The 15,109-nt window shown below is 30.6% G+C and carries 14 protein-coding genes; 10 read left to right on the top strand and 4 right to left on the bottom strand.

Annotated elements, in window-relative coordinates; genetic code table 11:
• The first annotated feature begins 156 nt into the window (after positions 1-156).
• From AXY43_RS06390 to AXY43_RS06365, 6 genes are all read left to right on the top strand, one after another.
• A complete protein-coding gene (locus AXY43_RS06390) occupies positions 157-1,335 on the top strand; it encodes an acetyl-CoA C-acetyltransferase (RefSeq protein WP_012059800.1) in 1,179 nt (392 codons plus the stop codon).
• Positions 1,336-1,521: 186 nt separating this feature from the next.
• Positions 1,522-2,553 carry an epoxyqueuosine reductase gene (locus AXY43_RS06385; RefSeq protein ID WP_012059799.1) on the top strand — a complete coding sequence of 344 codons (1,032 nt, stop codon included), beginning with the start codon at positions 1,522-1,524 and terminating at the stop codon, positions 2,551-2,553.
• A 486-nt stretch (positions 2,554-3,039) separates the two neighbouring features.
• On the top strand, positions 3,040-3,528 hold the full coding sequence (locus AXY43_RS06380) for a helix-turn-helix domain-containing protein (protein ID WP_012059798.1): 489 nt from the start codon (positions 3,040-3,042) through the stop codon (positions 3,526-3,528).
• 15 nt (positions 3,529-3,543) lie between these two features.
• Positions 3,544-3,906 (top strand): DUF4180 domain-containing protein, encoded by a 363-nt coding sequence (locus tag AXY43_RS06375; protein ID WP_012059797.1) that lies wholly within the window; start codon positions 3,544-3,546, stop codon positions 3,904-3,906.
• A gap of 17 nt (positions 3,907-3,923) precedes the next feature.
• A complete protein-coding gene (locus tag AXY43_RS06370) occupies positions 3,924-4,775 on the top strand; it encodes an alpha/beta fold hydrolase (protein WP_012059796.1) in 852 nt (283 codons plus the stop codon).
• Between the two features lie 505 nt (positions 4,776-5,280).
• On the top strand, positions 5,281-7,275 hold the full coding sequence (locus tag AXY43_RS06365; protein ID WP_012059795.1) for a methyl-accepting chemotaxis protein: 1,995 nt from the start codon (positions 5,281-5,283) through the stop codon (positions 7,273-7,275).
• Between the two features lie 259 nt (positions 7,276-7,534).
• Here AXY43_RS06365 and AXY43_RS06360 read toward each other — a convergent pair whose 3' ends face one another.
• Both AXY43_RS06360 and AXY43_RS06355 read right to left on the bottom strand, forming a co-directional pair.
• Entirely contained in the window at positions 7,535-8,779 is a 1,245-nt protein-coding gene (locus AXY43_RS06360) for a hypothetical protein (protein WP_105411245.1), read from the bottom strand.
• Positions 8,780-8,845: 66 nt separating this feature from the next.
• Complete coding sequence (locus AXY43_RS06355; protein ID WP_105411244.1) at positions 8,846-10,135, bottom strand: DUF4179 domain-containing protein; 1,290 nt, start codon at positions 10,133-10,135, stop codon at positions 8,846-8,848.
• Positions 10,136-10,447: 312 nt separating this feature from the next.
• On the opposite strand from AXY43_RS06355, the gene AXY43_RS06350 reads away from it, so the two are divergent.
• Both AXY43_RS06350 and AXY43_RS06345 read left to right on the top strand, forming a co-directional pair.
• A complete protein-coding gene (locus AXY43_RS06350; protein WP_012059792.1) occupies positions 10,448-11,029 on the top strand; it encodes an RNA polymerase sigma factor in 582 nt (193 codons plus the stop codon).
• Positions 11,022-11,840 (top strand): hypothetical protein, encoded by an 819-nt coding sequence (locus AXY43_RS06345; protein WP_012059791.1) that lies wholly within the window; start codon positions 11,022-11,024, stop codon positions 11,838-11,840. Before AXY43_RS06350 ends, AXY43_RS06345 begins: the two co-directional genes overlap by 8 nt.
• A 107-nt stretch (positions 11,841-11,947) precedes the next feature.
• On the opposite strand, the gene AXY43_RS06340 is transcribed toward AXY43_RS06345, so the two are convergent.
• Positions 11,948-12,325 carry a winged helix-turn-helix transcriptional regulator gene (locus AXY43_RS06340; protein ID WP_038457786.1) on the bottom strand — a complete coding sequence of 126 codons (378 nt, stop codon included), beginning with the start codon at positions 12,323-12,325 and terminating at the stop codon, positions 11,948-11,950.
• Between the two features lie 195 nt (positions 12,326-12,520).
• Here AXY43_RS06340 and AXY43_RS06335 point away from each other — a divergent pair, with 195 nt between their 5' ends.
• A complete protein-coding gene (locus AXY43_RS06335; RefSeq protein ID WP_012059789.1) occupies positions 12,521-13,087 on the top strand; it encodes a flavodoxin family protein in 567 nt (188 codons plus the stop codon).
• Between the two features lie 98 nt (positions 13,088-13,185).
• Here the strand turns inward: AXY43_RS06335 and AXY43_RS06330 are convergent, their stop codons facing one another.
• The gene (locus AXY43_RS06330; RefSeq protein ID WP_012059788.1) at positions 13,186-13,707 is read right to left on the bottom strand and encodes a TetR/AcrR family transcriptional regulator; all 522 of its coding nucleotides are present in this window, start codon (positions 13,705-13,707) and stop codon (positions 13,186-13,188) included.
• 115 nt (positions 13,708-13,822) lie between these two features.
• Here AXY43_RS06330 and AXY43_RS06325 point away from each other — a divergent pair, with 115 nt between their 5' ends.
• Positions 13,823-14,848, top strand: coding sequence for an SDR family oxidoreductase (locus AXY43_RS06325; RefSeq protein WP_181246115.1), 1,026 nt, complete (start codon positions 13,823-13,825; stop codon positions 14,846-14,848).
• Positions 14,849-15,109: the final 261 nt, after the last annotated feature.

Raw genomic sequence — 15,109 nt, 5'->3', positions numbered from 1 at the left:
TATATAATCATCTGATAATATAAAGTCATAGAGCAGCTGCAAATTAAACTATTAAGTTTTATGAACATTATTAAATAATTAATGCGAATAAATTTTTTATATCAAAATTTGTTAAAAAAATAACAAATAAACTTTTCAATATGGGAGGAATAAGAAATGAAAGATGTAGTAATAGTAAGTGCAGTAAGAACTGCAATTGGAGCTTATGGGAAGACTTTAAAGGATGTACCAGCAGTTGAATTAGGTGCAATAGTAATAAAAGAAGCTGTTAAAAGAGCAAATATTAAACCAGAGGAAATTAATGAAGTTATCTTTGGAAATGTCCTTCAAGCAGGCCTTGGACAAAACCCAGCAAGGCAAGCAGCTGTGAAAGCTGGACTACCTATAGAAATACCTGCATTTACAATTAATAAGGTTTGTGGCTCAGGATTAAGAGCTATAAGTTTAGCAGCACAAATTATAAAAGCTGGTGATGCTGATGCTATCGTAGTAGGTGGTATGGAAAACATGTCTAGTGCACCATTTTTACTTGATAATGCAAGATGGGGACAAAGAATGGGACATGGAGAATTCATTGATGAAATGATAAAAGATGGTTTATGGGATGCATTCAATGATTATCATATGGGAGTAACTGCAGAAAACGTAGCTGAGAAATGGAATGTAACAAGAGAAGAACAAGACGAGTTTTCACTTTTGTCACAACAAAAAGCTGAAAAAGCTATCAAGAGTGGAGAATTCAAAGATGAAATAGTGCCTGTAGTAATCAAAACTAAAAAAGGTGAAATAATATTTGATCAAGATGAATTCCCTAGGTTTGGTAATACTATAGAAGCATTAAAAAAACTTAAACCTATTTTTAAGGAAAATGGTACAGTTACAGCAGGAAATGCATCTGGATTAAATGATGGAGCAGCAGCATTAGTAATTATGAGTGCAGATAAAGCTAAAGCTCTAGGAATAAAGCCACTTGCTAAAATCACTTCTTATGGATCAGCAGGATTAGACCCAGCAATAATGGGATATGGTGCATTTTATGCAACAAAAGCTGCCTTAGATAAAATCAATTTAAAAGCTGAGGATTTAGATTTAATCGAAGCAAATGAAGCCTATGCATCACAAAGTATAGCAATAGCTAGAGATTTAAACTTAGATATGAATAAAGTAAATGTTAATGGGGGAGCCATAGCTCTTGGACATCCTATTGGTGCATCTGGAGCACGTATTTTAGTAACTTTGCTACATGCTATGGAAAAAAGAGATGCAAAAAAAGGACTTGCAACATTGTGCATTGGTGGAGGTCAAGGAACTGCCTTAATAGTTGAAAGAGAATAATTATAATCATTAATTAGGATATGTGAAATAAATAACAAACAAGCATACTATATATGTTGCAATAATAAATTTACATTTATTATTCTAGTAAACACAGAGTTCAATAAAGAGTTAAATATAGAAATTAAATTGCAACATATATAATTTATTATCTTTTTACCTAACTTAAGAAAGGGTGTAGAGAAAATGACTTTATTAGCAGATAAAATAAAAAGTGCAGCATTAAATTTAGGATATGAAAAGTGTGGAATCATTAAAATATCTGATATAGATGGCTATAAAGAAAGACTTGATGAACGGGTTGAACGTGTTCCAGAGTCCAAAGGTTTTTATCAAGGTCAATATCGTTTTACACAATTGCAAGATACTTATCCTTGGGCAAAATCAATTGTAATATGTGTAAGAAGATATGGCAAATATCATATTCCAGAACATTTAAAAGGCATGATTGCAAAATACTATTTGGTTGATGCAAGAAAAGATAAGAATTCTAAAGATTTTCAAGATAGCGTAAAATTTGAAGAATATATGCAAGAGTTAGGGCTTAGAGCAGAAACTGAAAGAGGTTTTGGCCTTGTACCACTACGCTTTGCAGCTATGAAAGCTGGACTTGGAATAGTTCGAAAGAATAATTTCTTTTATACTGAAAATGGCTCATCAGTGTATTTGGATGCATGGCTTATTGATAAGGAATTAGAAGCAGTAGAAATACCAAATGTAAGACCTTGTTCTGATAAATGCAATCTATGTATAAAGGCATGCCCTTCAGCTTCATTATCAAAACCATATACAATGAATCCTATAGCATGTGTATCTTGTATAACTACATTTATGGGAAGAGATATGACTAATGAAAAATATAGAGAAGAAATAGGAAATTGGGTTTATGGATGTGATGCTTGCCAAGATGCATGCCCTATGAATAAAAATCGTTGGCAGGAAACAGAAGAATTTCCTAATCTGCAGGAGTTAAGTGAACAAATATCTCTAGAAAAAATAATCAAAATGGATTATAAATTTTTAGAAGAAGTTATGCAGCCTAAGTTTTGGTATATAGATAAATCAAGTGTTTGGAAATGGAAAGTTAATGCTATTAATGTAATGGTAAATGACTATAAAGAGCAATATAAAGAACATATACTGTATGCTTGTAATGATAGTAATTCAAAGGTACGAGAAATGGCAGAGTGGGCGATTGAAAAATTGAACTTAAAATAAGCAATTTTTTAGAATCAAAAAAGGTGATATAATGATGGTCGCTTACGCTGTTACTACTCAATAAATGTGCACAAGTTAAGTTTACTTTATAAATTGCAATTTAATAATATATTTAAGTAATGGAGGAGAACCAAGTCCGGATTGTGGATGTGGTTCTCCTTCTTATTATTTTGTTTATGCAAGAAAGTTTATGATAAATGTTGTGAATATGAAGGGATATATATATTTTGCAAAACTAATTCTTCATCATAATTCTAAGAATATTACAAGAATTTTAGCCGTAATTGTGAAATGTGCATCGTGAATTGTGGTATATATAAATTTTACTAAATTGTAGTTGAGAAAAGGCAATAATGTAGTGAGATTTTTATATTATTGTTCAATAAAGTACAATAAAATATAACAAAATACAATAAAATACTTGACGTAAGTAAAAAGAATTATTATAATTTGACCATAGATCAATTTTGAAAGGATAGATTTTTTATGGAAAATCAATTTTATACAATAGATAAAGTAGCAGAAATATTAGGCATGCATCACAAAACTATTAGAAAGTTTATAACAGAAGGAAAACTTGCTGCAAGTAAAGTGGGAAAGCAATGGAGAATTTCTGGTCATGATTTAAGTCTTTTTATGGAAAAGAATAATGTTAATATAAATAATAAAAAAACTAGTGATGAATCAAGTATTGATTTTCTTACTAATGGAGAAGTTAAAGAAGCAGAAAAACAAAAAATAAATGTATCTACTGTTGTTGATATAAATGATGTGGATAAAGAACAATACTTTAGAATATCAAATACGCTTATAGCAGTAATGAATTGTAAAGACCCTAAAATGGGGAAATCAACAATTAATATGAAATATGATGAAAAAGAAAACAGGCTAAGGGTTTTATTATGGGGGAATGTAAGCTTCATTGAAGAAATGCTAAAATCTATTTCTATGCTTGTGGAACAAACTAATATATAGAGGAGAGTGAATGTTTTGAATTATAAAGTGGTAAATAAAAATAATGTTAAATATATAGAATTTGCTTCTGAAGTATGGAAACTTTCTTCAGAGCAAGATGTGGTGGATTGTATATCTATTTGTATGGAAAATGACGTTTATACAATTATGTTTCATTCAAATGTATTATCTGAAGATTTTTTCAATCTTAAGACTAGGATTGCGGGTATGGCGTTGCAAAAATTTATAAATTATCACGTGAAAGTCGCAGTTATTATAGAAAATGAAGAAAAACTTAATGATAGATTTAAAGAAATGATCATGGAATCTAACAAAGGAAACAATTTTAGAACTTTTAAGGACACTGCAGAAGCTGAAAGTTGGATTTCGAAATTATGATACTAAGGAGAAAATAGATGGAGATGGGCAAAGTATTTAAAACAAATGAAGGAAAAAATGATGTTATAAAATTTTATGATAAATTCCTTCAAAAATTGGCACTATCATATGAAAAGTTTTATGTAGATACGAAATATGGAAAGACGTTTATTATAGCTAGCGGTGAAAAAAGTAATCCACCTCTTATATTACTGCATGGCAGTGGCATGAATTCTGTAATGTGGTTAAGAGATATAAAGGAGTATTCTAAAACTTACAGAGTGTATGCTATAGATATGTTGGGTGAGCCTGGGAAAAGTGATGAAAACCGTCCTTCATTAAGTGGGTCTTCTTATGCAGAATGGCTTAAGGAGGTTTTTGAAAATTTATCAGTTGAAAGAGCAAATATTATTGGGATTTCATTAGGGGCATGGCTGGCAATAAAGTTTTCAGTAAGTTATCCAGAAATGGCATCTAAACTTGTATTGCTTTGCCCCTCTGGCGTAGGCCCACAAAAGAAATCTTTCATTTTTAAAGCTATTGCTTATGGGATTTTGGGAGAAAAAGGCATAGATAAATTATATTATAAAGTTAATGGAAATCAGCCGATACCAGAAGAAATGTTAAAATATCAAAAGCTTATAGGAAAGAGCTTCAATTATAGAAAAGAGACAATTCCTATATTTTCTGATAATGAATTAAAGCTATTAACCATGCCAACAGTGTTATTTGTGGGAGCAAAGGATATAATGTTACATTCAGATAAGACTGCAAGACGTTTAGGTAATTTACTTCCACATGCGCAAATAAATATTTCACCTAAGGCTGGACATTCAAATGTTAATGATGTAAATAAGATAATAGAATGGTTTAATTTTAGTGATCAATAAATATTTTATTACATTAAAAATGAAGCAGGTGTATTTATATATATAATAATAATGAATATAAGAATACAAGTATTATAAAAAAACTTAAATTAGATTGAAAAAGTAAATATAAGCAAAAAGGCTCAGGGATTTAAACCTAGAGTCTTTTTATTTTAACCCTATAGATAGGCAAACTGCAACTTAGAATTAAATGAAAACAGTAATGATGAATTTTATTAAAAAATAATAAGAAATCTTAGGCTGGCTACGGAATACTTAAAGAAATATGACTTATGGGAGCAAATTCGACCATGTATAGAGATGCTTTTCCAATAATATAGAGAATAGCTTTAAAATAGCAAAATATTTCATGAAAACCAATGATGATAATAATACGAATTTTGATGAAAAGATGGTATAATAATATTATTAGGTCAAAAAATGTATAAAATATGAATTTGGGATTGATATTAAAGAGGATTAATCATCTTGAGTTAAAGTATTAATTATATTAAAGGGGGATATTATGAGAAGTATAAAAACAAAATTAACAGTATTCTTTGGGCTGATAATAGGAATTGTATGTATTGGATTAGGCATAGTTTCTGTTATAAGCTCGCTAAATGGTTTAAAATCAAATTTAAACAAGACTTTACCTAGAATTGCAGAGCAAACTGCAAGTAATATTCAAGGAAGAATTGAGGGGGAATTAAATTCACTAGAGGCTATTGCTGCAAGACCTGATATAAATAATCCTAATAGCTTATTACAAGACAAATTATCGATTCTTTTAGGTGAAGTTAAGAGGATTGGTTGCAGTAGACTAAGTTATATAGATAAAGAGGGAAATCTTACAAATACATTGGGAGCAACTTCTAATGTAAAAGATAGAGAATATTTTAAGAAAGCTATGAATGGTGTAAGCAGCGTATCAGATCCGTTAATAAATAAAACTGATGGAACTCTTCTAGTTATATATGCGGTTCCCATTAAATACAATAATGAGATTGTAGGAGTATTAGCGGAATCACAAGATGGTAATGACTTAAGTGATTTAACAGATCAAGTTAAGTTTGGGCAAACAGGCGCTTCATTTATGATAAATAACAGTGGAGTAGTAATAGCCCATAAAAATAGGGACTTAGTTACTCAAATGTATAATGGAATTGAGGCAGCAGAAAAGGATGCTAATTTACAGGGGTTAGCAAATATTGAAAGGAAAATGATCTCTGGAGAAACAGGATTGGGCGAATATCAATATGAAGGTGTAGATAAGTTTGTAAGCTATGCTCCAGTAAAAGAAACTAATTGGTCTGTAGGGGTAACAATAACAAAAAATGAAATACTATCAGAATTAAGCACTTTGGAAATTTCAGTTGCGATATCATCCATAGTATTCATATTAATTGGACTTGGGATAATATACATAATTTCAAATAGTATATCTAAGGGCATAAGGTCTACATCAAAGCATTTAAAATCATTAGCAGAAGGTAATTTATGTGAAGAAGTTTCTACTAGGTATTTGAATTCAAAAGATGAAATCGGTGTTATGACTAATGCAATGAAATCAATGCAAGAATCTTTAGGAACAATGATTAAAAAAATGAAAGAAAATTCTTCAAATATTAATTCGCAATCAGAAAATTTAGCGTCTATATCAGAAGAGATAGCAAGCGTATCACAAAATGTTGCAGAAGCAATATCTGAAGTTGCGAAAGGGACAAGTAATCAATCTGAAGAGTTAATAAATATAACAGATATTCTTGATGAATTTAGTAATAAGTTATCGAGAATGGTTAAAGAGATACAAGTTGTAGATTCGAATTCTAGAGAAATAAGTTTAATGGCAAATGATAGCAGTAGCGAAATGAAAGGATTAAATCAATCAGTAATAAATGTAAGTAATTCATTTAAAGAGTTTTATAGTAAAGTTATATCGCTTGGAAAAGACATAAACGAAATAAATGAGATTACAAGCCTTATAAATAGTATTGCAGAACAAACAGATTTATTGGCACTAAATGCAGCTATTGAAGCGGCTAGGGCAGGAGAAGCAGGAAGAGGATTTTCAGTAGTTGCTGATGAAATAAGAAAGCTTGCTGAACAATCAAAAGAATCATCTGAAAATATTAGTAAATTAATAAGTTTAATATCTAACAATGCTGATATTATAGTTCAGGAATCGACTACTATGGATGATGAAATGAGAAATCAAGGTAAAATTATAGATAATTCAATAGCATCTTTCAAGAAAATAATACAAGCAGTGGATGAAGTGATTCCTAAAATTGAAACAGTTAAAAGTTCTGCTGATAACATAGAAAATGATAAGAATGCAATTTTGAATAGAATAAATGGATTATCTTCAATTTCAGTAGAAGTCTCGGCATCAGCAGAAGAAATTTCAGCATCATCAGAGGAAGTGAATGCTTCAACAGAAGAAGTAGCATCTTCTGCACAAATGCTTAGTGATATGACTAATGAAATGATAGAAGAAGCAAATAAATTTAAAGTTTAAAATAAAGAATTCTAATAGTATATAATAGAATCTGAATTTGAGAAATCTATCTCTAAAGTTTTAAACACTTTGTTCATAGAATGAATCATTAAGATGTTCTTGAGTCTCTTAAATTAATAGACGCAAGAAATTATATATTTGATAATAATTTAATATTCTTAATAAAATGAAGCCTCACTATAATTTGGATACTATAGTGAGGCTTCATTTGTTTCAGTAATTATTATATGCTTAGATTTAGATTATAGATTTGATATATTTACTTGGATAATTGGATTTCATCTCCAACAGTAAATGCATTAATTAAACTTATGGTTGGGTCATAGTTTATTTGAGTATTTACATCTTTTTTTACATTACTAAATTCTACAATATAACCTAAAGAATCACTTGAGTCTCTGTAGAAAGTAGTGCGTTCGTTACCGTCGTAATAATCATGATCATAATAATCTTTTTTACTATTCTCATCTTTATAATCCATAAACAAACTACTTGCAAGTAATAAACTTTCTTTTTCATTTACTCCTTTTAGATAAACTTTTACGCTATTATCGTCTCTTTGAATATTATAGATTTCGCCTTTACTTCCATCAGAAAAATCAAAAGTCTTGGCATAACTTACATTATTGATAGTTTGCATGTCTTTATCATTATGTTCTTCTTTATATAAGTTTTTTTGATCCTTTGAGTTAATAGTAAAACTTATAGGTATTAAGCTTATAGCTGTCTTATCTTTGATCTTTTCATAAGTGGCTCCTTCTGCTTGATAAGTAGTTACTATTGACCTGTCATTTTCATCACTGCCAGATGAATAGCTATTAGAATGTCTCAACGAATACATTTTATCTCCAGCTTTTAAGATAAAGGAATGTTCTGTTAATATATCATTATTTCTCATTAAAGAAGTTTCTTCCGGTTCAGTAAAAGAAAGATGAGTCCCCAAAATATCGGATTCTAACTTATTAAATGTAGAATCAAATTGAGGAATATTAATTGAATAATCCTTTTCCATTGAATTTTTTAATGAGTCTGAAAAATCAACGTTTGCATCTAATCCAACATTAACCTTGTATTTTTGCATTACTACATCAATTCTTAAAGGGCCTTTTTCAGGTAATACAGATTTATTCAATCTATATTCAATGGTTATAACTAATGTCTTGTCATCTGTATGCCTAAATGACGTACTTCCACCATTAAATTTATTGTCACCATAATTTAATAAAACATTTGCTTCTTCTCTGTCATCTTTATCAAAAGGCGTTGGGGTTTGGATTGTGATTGTAGCTTTGAGGTCATTTTTTGTTCCAACAACACTATTTAGAGTTATTTTGACTCCATTTTGCTCAACAGAATTGTTACTTCCAATTAATCCAGAGTTAACTGCATAGGATGATTGAGCTTGTACATTATCAACGGCAAAGGCAGGCATTTGAATAAGTCCAACAATTAAAGCAGCTCCAAGCATGGAACTTAATGACCTATTTGTTTTTTTGTTTATCATAAAATCTCCTCACTTTAATAATTTTTTATATGGATATAATTTTCCATAAATTTAATATAGAGTTCATTAGTTTGATAGTTTTATTTCCTCACTCATTTTGTAAGTAGTAATTTCTTTTATCATAGGACTAATATTTAAAGTAGCAGCTTTATTTTTATCAACATTATCAAATTCTACAATGTAGCCAAGGGAATCTTTTGGATCCTTATAAAAGCTTGCAAACTTATTGTAATTATAAATAGTAGGATCATTTTGTCCTTTAAGATGGTTGTAGTTCAAAGAAATATTGCTTGCTATAATTAAACTTTCTAACTCAGACTGTCCTTTGCAATATACCTTTACACTATTATCATTTCTTTCAACATTATATATTGTACCCTTCAATCCGCTAGAAGAGCTGAACTCTTTTTCATAAGTTAAGTTGTTTGCAGAGTCGGTGGTAGTGTTTTTATTACTATTATTGGATATCATATCAGAGTCATCCATTGAAACTTTATAAAGTATTGGAATTACACTTATATCCCTTCCATTTTTAACATTATCATAAGCTGGCAATTTAGATGCATAATACCCAATAAATGTTCCATCGTCTCTAAGGCTACCCATTTTAGAATTTAATTTATAAAAATTGTTATCAACTTTTAATAATATTTGTGAATCCCAAAAATCATTATTGTCATCAATATCAGCCTCATTGTGTTTAGGCCGAGTGTAGCTTATGGTTGTCCCCATAGAATCTGAATCTAATTGTTTCAAAGTATAATTAATTTCAGGTATTGTTCCTGAAATATTTTTAGTAAATACTTTATTAATAGAATTAGTGAAATCTACAGGTATATCCATGCCAATATTAACTTTGTAATTTGAAAGAACTACATCAACTCTTAAGTTTCCACTTTCAGGATATTCACCTTCATAATTAGTTTTTTCTAAGGTTAAAAACATAGTTTTATCATCTGCATATTGTCTAGAAGAGGTAGAGTTAAAGCCGTAATCTTTGTCACCATATGATACTTCAAAAAGCGAATTATTATGTTCAATTGCTTTAGGATCAGTGATTCCTTCAATTTTAAGAGTTACCCTTAAATTATGTTTTGTAGCTAGTGCACTACTAACAGTCACCTTAATCCCATTTTCTTCTGAACTTTTATTTATAGCTATAGAATAATCTTTAATTGGTGTAGCTGTATTATCTGTATAAGTAGCACTCGCGCTAGTGGTTGTAGCAGTAGCGGGTGCCGTTGTTGCTATAGTATCATCAGCAAAAGCTGTAGTATAAGTTATGCTGGAAGCTAACATAAATGTCGTGATCCCAAATATAGGACCAAGGATTTTGATCAATTTTTTATTTATCATAAATATCTATCTCATTTACTATAGTTTGTATGTAAAACTTTGTAAGAAATTTTATCTTCAATGGTATTGTATACCATTTCTTCAAAATTTTCATCTTAAATTTACCATAATTCTCATAGTGAGCAACTAGAAAATAATAGATCAATATGCTACTCTATTTATTATTTATAGATAGATGTTAATTTAGATAAAATTACGGATATCACTGGTATAAATTGAAGGGATAAAAATTTTTTCTAAAAATGAACCAATTAATAACTTAATGTCTCTAATATATAGATGCATCGATAAGAATCGAAGGGAGAGAGCAAAGTGTCTGAAGAAGAACTTGTCATAAAAATCCAGTCTGGTGATATGAACGCATTAGGTGAATTGTTTGAAATATATAAAAATGAATCATTCAAATACTCATATCTTATTACAGGTAGCAAGTATACAAGTGAAGATATTGTACAAGAAGCATTTATAAGCTGTTATAAAAATATAAAAAGTCTTAAAAATCCTGAATTTTTTAAATCATGGTTTTTTAAAATGCTTACGAGAATTGCGTGGAGATATGCGAAAAAAGATAAAAAATCACTGCCAGTTGATAACATTTTTGAAAAATTAGATGAAAAAAATATTGATACTTCTATAGAGCAATATTTAAGAAAAGAGCAAAATAATAATCTTTATGCAGAAATTGAAAAGCTTGATTTAAAACAAAAAACAGTAATAGTTCTATATTATTTTAATGGTCTTACAGTTAGCGAAATTGCAAAAGTAATGGGCTGCTTTGAAGGAACGGTCAAATCCAGGCTTCATAGTGCAAGAAAAAAATTAAAAAGCAGTTTAATTAAATGTAACGATGAATATAATCATAGAAATTTAAAGAGGGTGGGACTTGATGGATAAAAATTTTGATGAAAATATAGATCAAAAAATTAGAGAAGCCTTAATTCATAAAGCAGATGATGCTTCAAATCCTGAAAATATGTTTTTCAGAATTAGAAATGAAATATTAAAAGATAAAGATAATAAAGGAGTTTTTACTATGAAACATAAATTATTAAATCCAAAGACATTCATAATTGCAGGAATGGTCATTATTGCAACAACCGTAACATGTGTTGCAGCAACTAATCTTTCTGGAATATTTGGTTCATCATCTCATCTAACTGAAATTAGAACTTTTCCAAGTAAAGATAAAGTAAACGAGACTGTTGGATTTACCCCTAAATATGTTGAATCCTTTAATAATGGATTTAAATTTGATACATTTAATTATGTAAACAATGAAGTCCGTAATGAAAAAGGAGATGCTACTGAAAAATACAAGAGCGCAGATTTTGATTATAAAAAAGATGGTTCTAAAAAGGGTCAAATTTTAGCCATGTCAGCTGAAAAAACAGATGACAAATATTTTTATGGAAACATGCCAAAAAATGCTTCTGAAGTAGAATATAATGGAGTTAAAATCATATATACTAGTAGTCAATACAAATCAGTTCCAGAAGGATATAAACCAACAGACGAAGAAAAAGACTTACAAGATAAAGGGCTTCTTGAAATTGGATATGGAAGTGAAAAAGATGAAATAAAGGTTAGTCAAAATCAATCAGTTATGTGGTATGAAGATGGACTATCTTATTGCATTATTAATATGGATTATACTGAACTAAGCAAGGATGACATGATCAATATGGCAAAGGAAGTTATAGGATAAAAATAAGATCTGAGGAATTACACGACGGGCTTTGCTTAGTGAATGTGTAAAGATAGGCTACATTGTGGATATAAATTCCAAAATGTAGCCTGGTTTATTTCAATATATTATTTTGAAATTTCTTTATTCTTTATATAATCCTCCCACCAAATAGTTAATTCATAAAGTAATGGTAACAGATTTCTTCCTTTATCAGTTAAGGTGTATTCTACTCTTACAGGCATTTCATTATATTGATTTCTAATAATTAATTCATCATTCTCGAGTTCACGTAATGAATTTGCTAGCATTGTATTTGTTATTCCTGATACGTCTCTTTTTAATTGATTAAAGCGACATACGTCTTTTCTTAGTAACTGCCCTAATATATTCAATTTCCATTTGCCTCCGATTACTTCCAATGCATCTTTTATAGGGCATTTTTCACTAAAATCTGATTCTCTCACTATATTTAAATATTTCTCTAATTCTTGTTTGCTTGCCATATCTATTCCTCCTAGGTAAGAAAAATAATACCTGATCATTAAATTCTGCGTTCTTGTTAATATAAATTTATTTAAGTACAATAATTATACCAAGTACTTTTATTTGAGTAAATATCAAATGAAGGAGAATAAATATGGTAAGTAGACAGTTAATCTAATTTAAGAAATATTTGTATTTAAAAGGAGAGATATTAAATGTCAAAAGTAGTTATTTTTAATGCTAGTCCAAGAAAGAATGGGTATAATTCAAAATTATTAGAACAAGTGGCAAAAGGTGCTGAGTCTAAAGGTGCTGAGATTATAGAATTTAATTTAAACGATGCTGGGATCCGTGGATGCCAAAGCTGCTTCTATTGCCGTACCCATGATGGTTGTGCTATTAATGATTATCTTAAACCAATGTATGAGGCTATTAATGAAGCAGATGCCATTGTATTTGGTTCTCCAATATATATGTACCAAATTACAGGACAAGCAAAAGTTTGGTTAGACCGTACATTTCCATTGATTGAACATGATGGAAGCAGCACTATTACACCTAGACATCCAGGTAAAAAGGTAGTAACGATATTTACTCAAGCTAATTCAAATCCTGAAGTAGGTGCAGAAAGTATTAAATATGTTACTAATATGTTTAACTTATATGGTTGGAAATTAGAGGATAATATCCACGTTTGCGGAGCTGAGTTTGTTCCAGATTCAAAAGCGTTAGAGGAGTTATCTTTAAGAGCATTTAAGGATGGGGAAAATCTAGTTGGATAAAATCCTAGAAAGATATAAAACTTATAAAAATTAAAGTGTAATGAAGATAGAACATTTAAAGCTAATTGTTCTATCTTTTTTATATTTAAACATAAATATTAAAAAGTCTTTTTTAATGTATCAAATTGCTTAAAGAATTCCATTATTTCTTGGAGGGGTTTTTGCTGTCCACTTAGAAACCATTTTCGCCAAACAGCATAAACGCCTGCTGACATGAAAGTTGTCCAGTATTCACCACTATCAGGAGCATAAAATTTGTTTATTTCTTCTATGAAAATCTGCTGAATGATTGGTTCATATCCACGGTCAACAGATGAAAGTAAATCATCACTAAAGGTGCTGAAGAACTTTAATTGGATATCAAATTTATCAGAGAAGGATGGATTTTGATGAATCGTATAAAATACAGCTGCAATCTTTGGCTGGTAGTACTCATACAAAATCTGCTCGAGATCGTTAAAATTTCGGTAAAAAGCCATGCGGCTTACCCCTGCCCGTTTACAAACTTGTGAAACTGTCAATTCTGACAACTTTTCTGTTGCAAGCAACTGCAGCATAGCTGTTGTTATAAAATCCTTTGTATCTTTTTTGATAGCTTGCGAGTGATTTGTTGCTGCCATTACAATACCTCCCTTATTGTCACATATGATCGTTTCTGTGTTGATTTCATCTTGATAATAGTATATGCTAATTGCACAGAGGTTACAAGTGAAACTTTAGTGAGGGGGATTTATTATGGAAAAAGAATTAGTTTTAGTAACAGGCGGAAGTGGCTTCATTGCCGTACACATAATATTAAAGCTTTTGAAACGGGGATATCGAGTTCGTACAACACTTCGTACATTGTCACGCAAAGATGAGGTTAAGTCAATGCTTGCAAAAGGCGGAGCAGTTGATTTTGAAAATCTTGAGTTTATACAGACAGATTTGACAAGTGATATAAACTGGATAGAGGCTGTAACTGATGCAAATTATGTTATTCATGTGGCATCACCAACACCAGCCACACGTCCTGATGATGGTGATGAAATGGTGAAAATGGCAGTTGATGGTACACTGCGAGTAATGAAGGCAGCGAAAGCGGCAGGTGTTAAACGTGTAGTCCTAACTTCTGCTTCAGGGGCAGTGCTTTCAGGCCATAAATCTCATCCGGAAATTTTCACAGAGGAAGATTGGACTGACTTGTCAGGCAATATTGATGCATACCAACGTTCAAAAACTATGGCAGAGCTTGCAGCTTGGGAATTTGCAAAGAAAGAGAATATTGAACTCTCAGCTGTTAATCCTGTGGCGGTCATGGGACCTGTACTTGGACAGGATTTTTCTCACTCTAATCAAATTATTCGTGCGATGCTAAAGGGGGATATGCCATTCCTCTTAAATATTGGATTTGATTACGTTGATGTGAGAGATGTTGCAGAATTACATTTGCTTGCGATGACATGTCCAGAAGCAGCTGGAGAGCGATTTATTGCTACTACGGGTGAAAATTTGACATATAAAAAGGAAGCGAAAATTCTGCAGAGATATTTAGGAAGTAAAGCAAAGAAAGTATCGATTAAGGCATTGCCGGATTTTATGATTAAATTTATGGCGATTTTTAAAAAGGATCTACGTATGCCAGCAACGTTTTTAGGACAAAGCACAGCTTGTAGCAACGCAAAAGCTAAAAAGTTACTTGGCTGGCAGCCAAGATCAGCAGAAGAAGCAATCGTGGCAACTGCAAAAAGTATGATTGAACTTGGATTAATTGATAAATAGACATTAAAATTATACTAAGTTTCTCTATATATCAGGCAATCATTAAGTGTCTTCCCTTAAGCAAAAATAGCACTTGACAGCGACACGGTGAATAGTATCGTAAATAAAGACGAAAAAACAGCCCAGAAGCAATATATTACAATGCTTCTGGGCTGCTTTATATTAAGGAATATTGGTGATAAGCAGAAAGGACCGATACTTGAGTTACAAAAAAGAGGCATCAAGCTTTTCAGGCAGGTTTTATTACAAGTATAATATTCA

Origin of the sequence: Clostridium sp. MF28 (assembly GCF_002969175.1) — a bacterium.
Lineage (GTDB): Bacteria > Bacillota > Clostridia > Clostridiales > Clostridiaceae > Clostridium > Clostridium beijerinckii.
This window is presented reverse-complemented; position numbering and strand designations above follow the sequence as displayed.

Coding starts and splice junctions, on each gene's coding strand:
- AXY43_RS06390 (WP_012059800.1), top strand. CDS start 157: ATGAAAGATGTAGTAATAGTAAGTGCAGTAAGAACTGCAATTGGAGCT.
- AXY43_RS06325 (WP_181246115.1), top strand. CDS start 13,823: ATGGAAAAAGAATTAGTTTTAGTAACAGGCGGAAGTGGCTTCATTGCC.
- AXY43_RS06365 (WP_012059795.1), top strand. CDS start 5,281: ATGAGAAGTATAAAAACAAAATTAACAGTATTCTTTGGGCTGATAATA.
- AXY43_RS06330 (WP_012059788.1), bottom strand. CDS start 13,707: ATGGCAGCAACAAATCACTCGCAAGCTATCAAAAAAGATACAAAGGAT.
- AXY43_RS06360 (WP_105411245.1), bottom strand. CDS start 8,779: ATGATAAACAAAAAAACAAATAGGTCATTAAGTTCCATGCTTGGAGCT.
- AXY43_RS06335 (WP_012059789.1), top strand. CDS start 12,521: ATGTCAAAAGTAGTTATTTTTAATGCTAGTCCAAGAAAGAATGGGTAT.
- AXY43_RS06385 (WP_012059799.1), top strand. CDS start 1,522: ATGACTTTATTAGCAGATAAAATAAAAAGTGCAGCATTAAATTTAGGA.
- AXY43_RS06370 (WP_012059796.1), top strand. CDS start 3,924: ATGGAGATGGGCAAAGTATTTAAAACAAATGAAGGAAAAAATGATGTT.
- AXY43_RS06340 (WP_038457786.1), bottom strand. CDS start 12,325: ATGGCAAGCAAACAAGAATTAGAGAAATATTTAAATATAGTGAGAGAA.
- AXY43_RS06355 (WP_105411244.1), bottom strand. CDS start 10,135: ATGATAAATAAAAAATTGATCAAAATCCTTGGTCCTATATTTGGGATC.
- AXY43_RS06345 (WP_012059791.1), top strand. CDS start 11,022: ATGGATAAAAATTTTGATGAAAATATAGATCAAAAAATTAGAGAAGCC.
- AXY43_RS06380 (WP_012059798.1), top strand. CDS start 3,040: ATGGAAAATCAATTTTATACAATAGATAAAGTAGCAGAAATATTAGGC.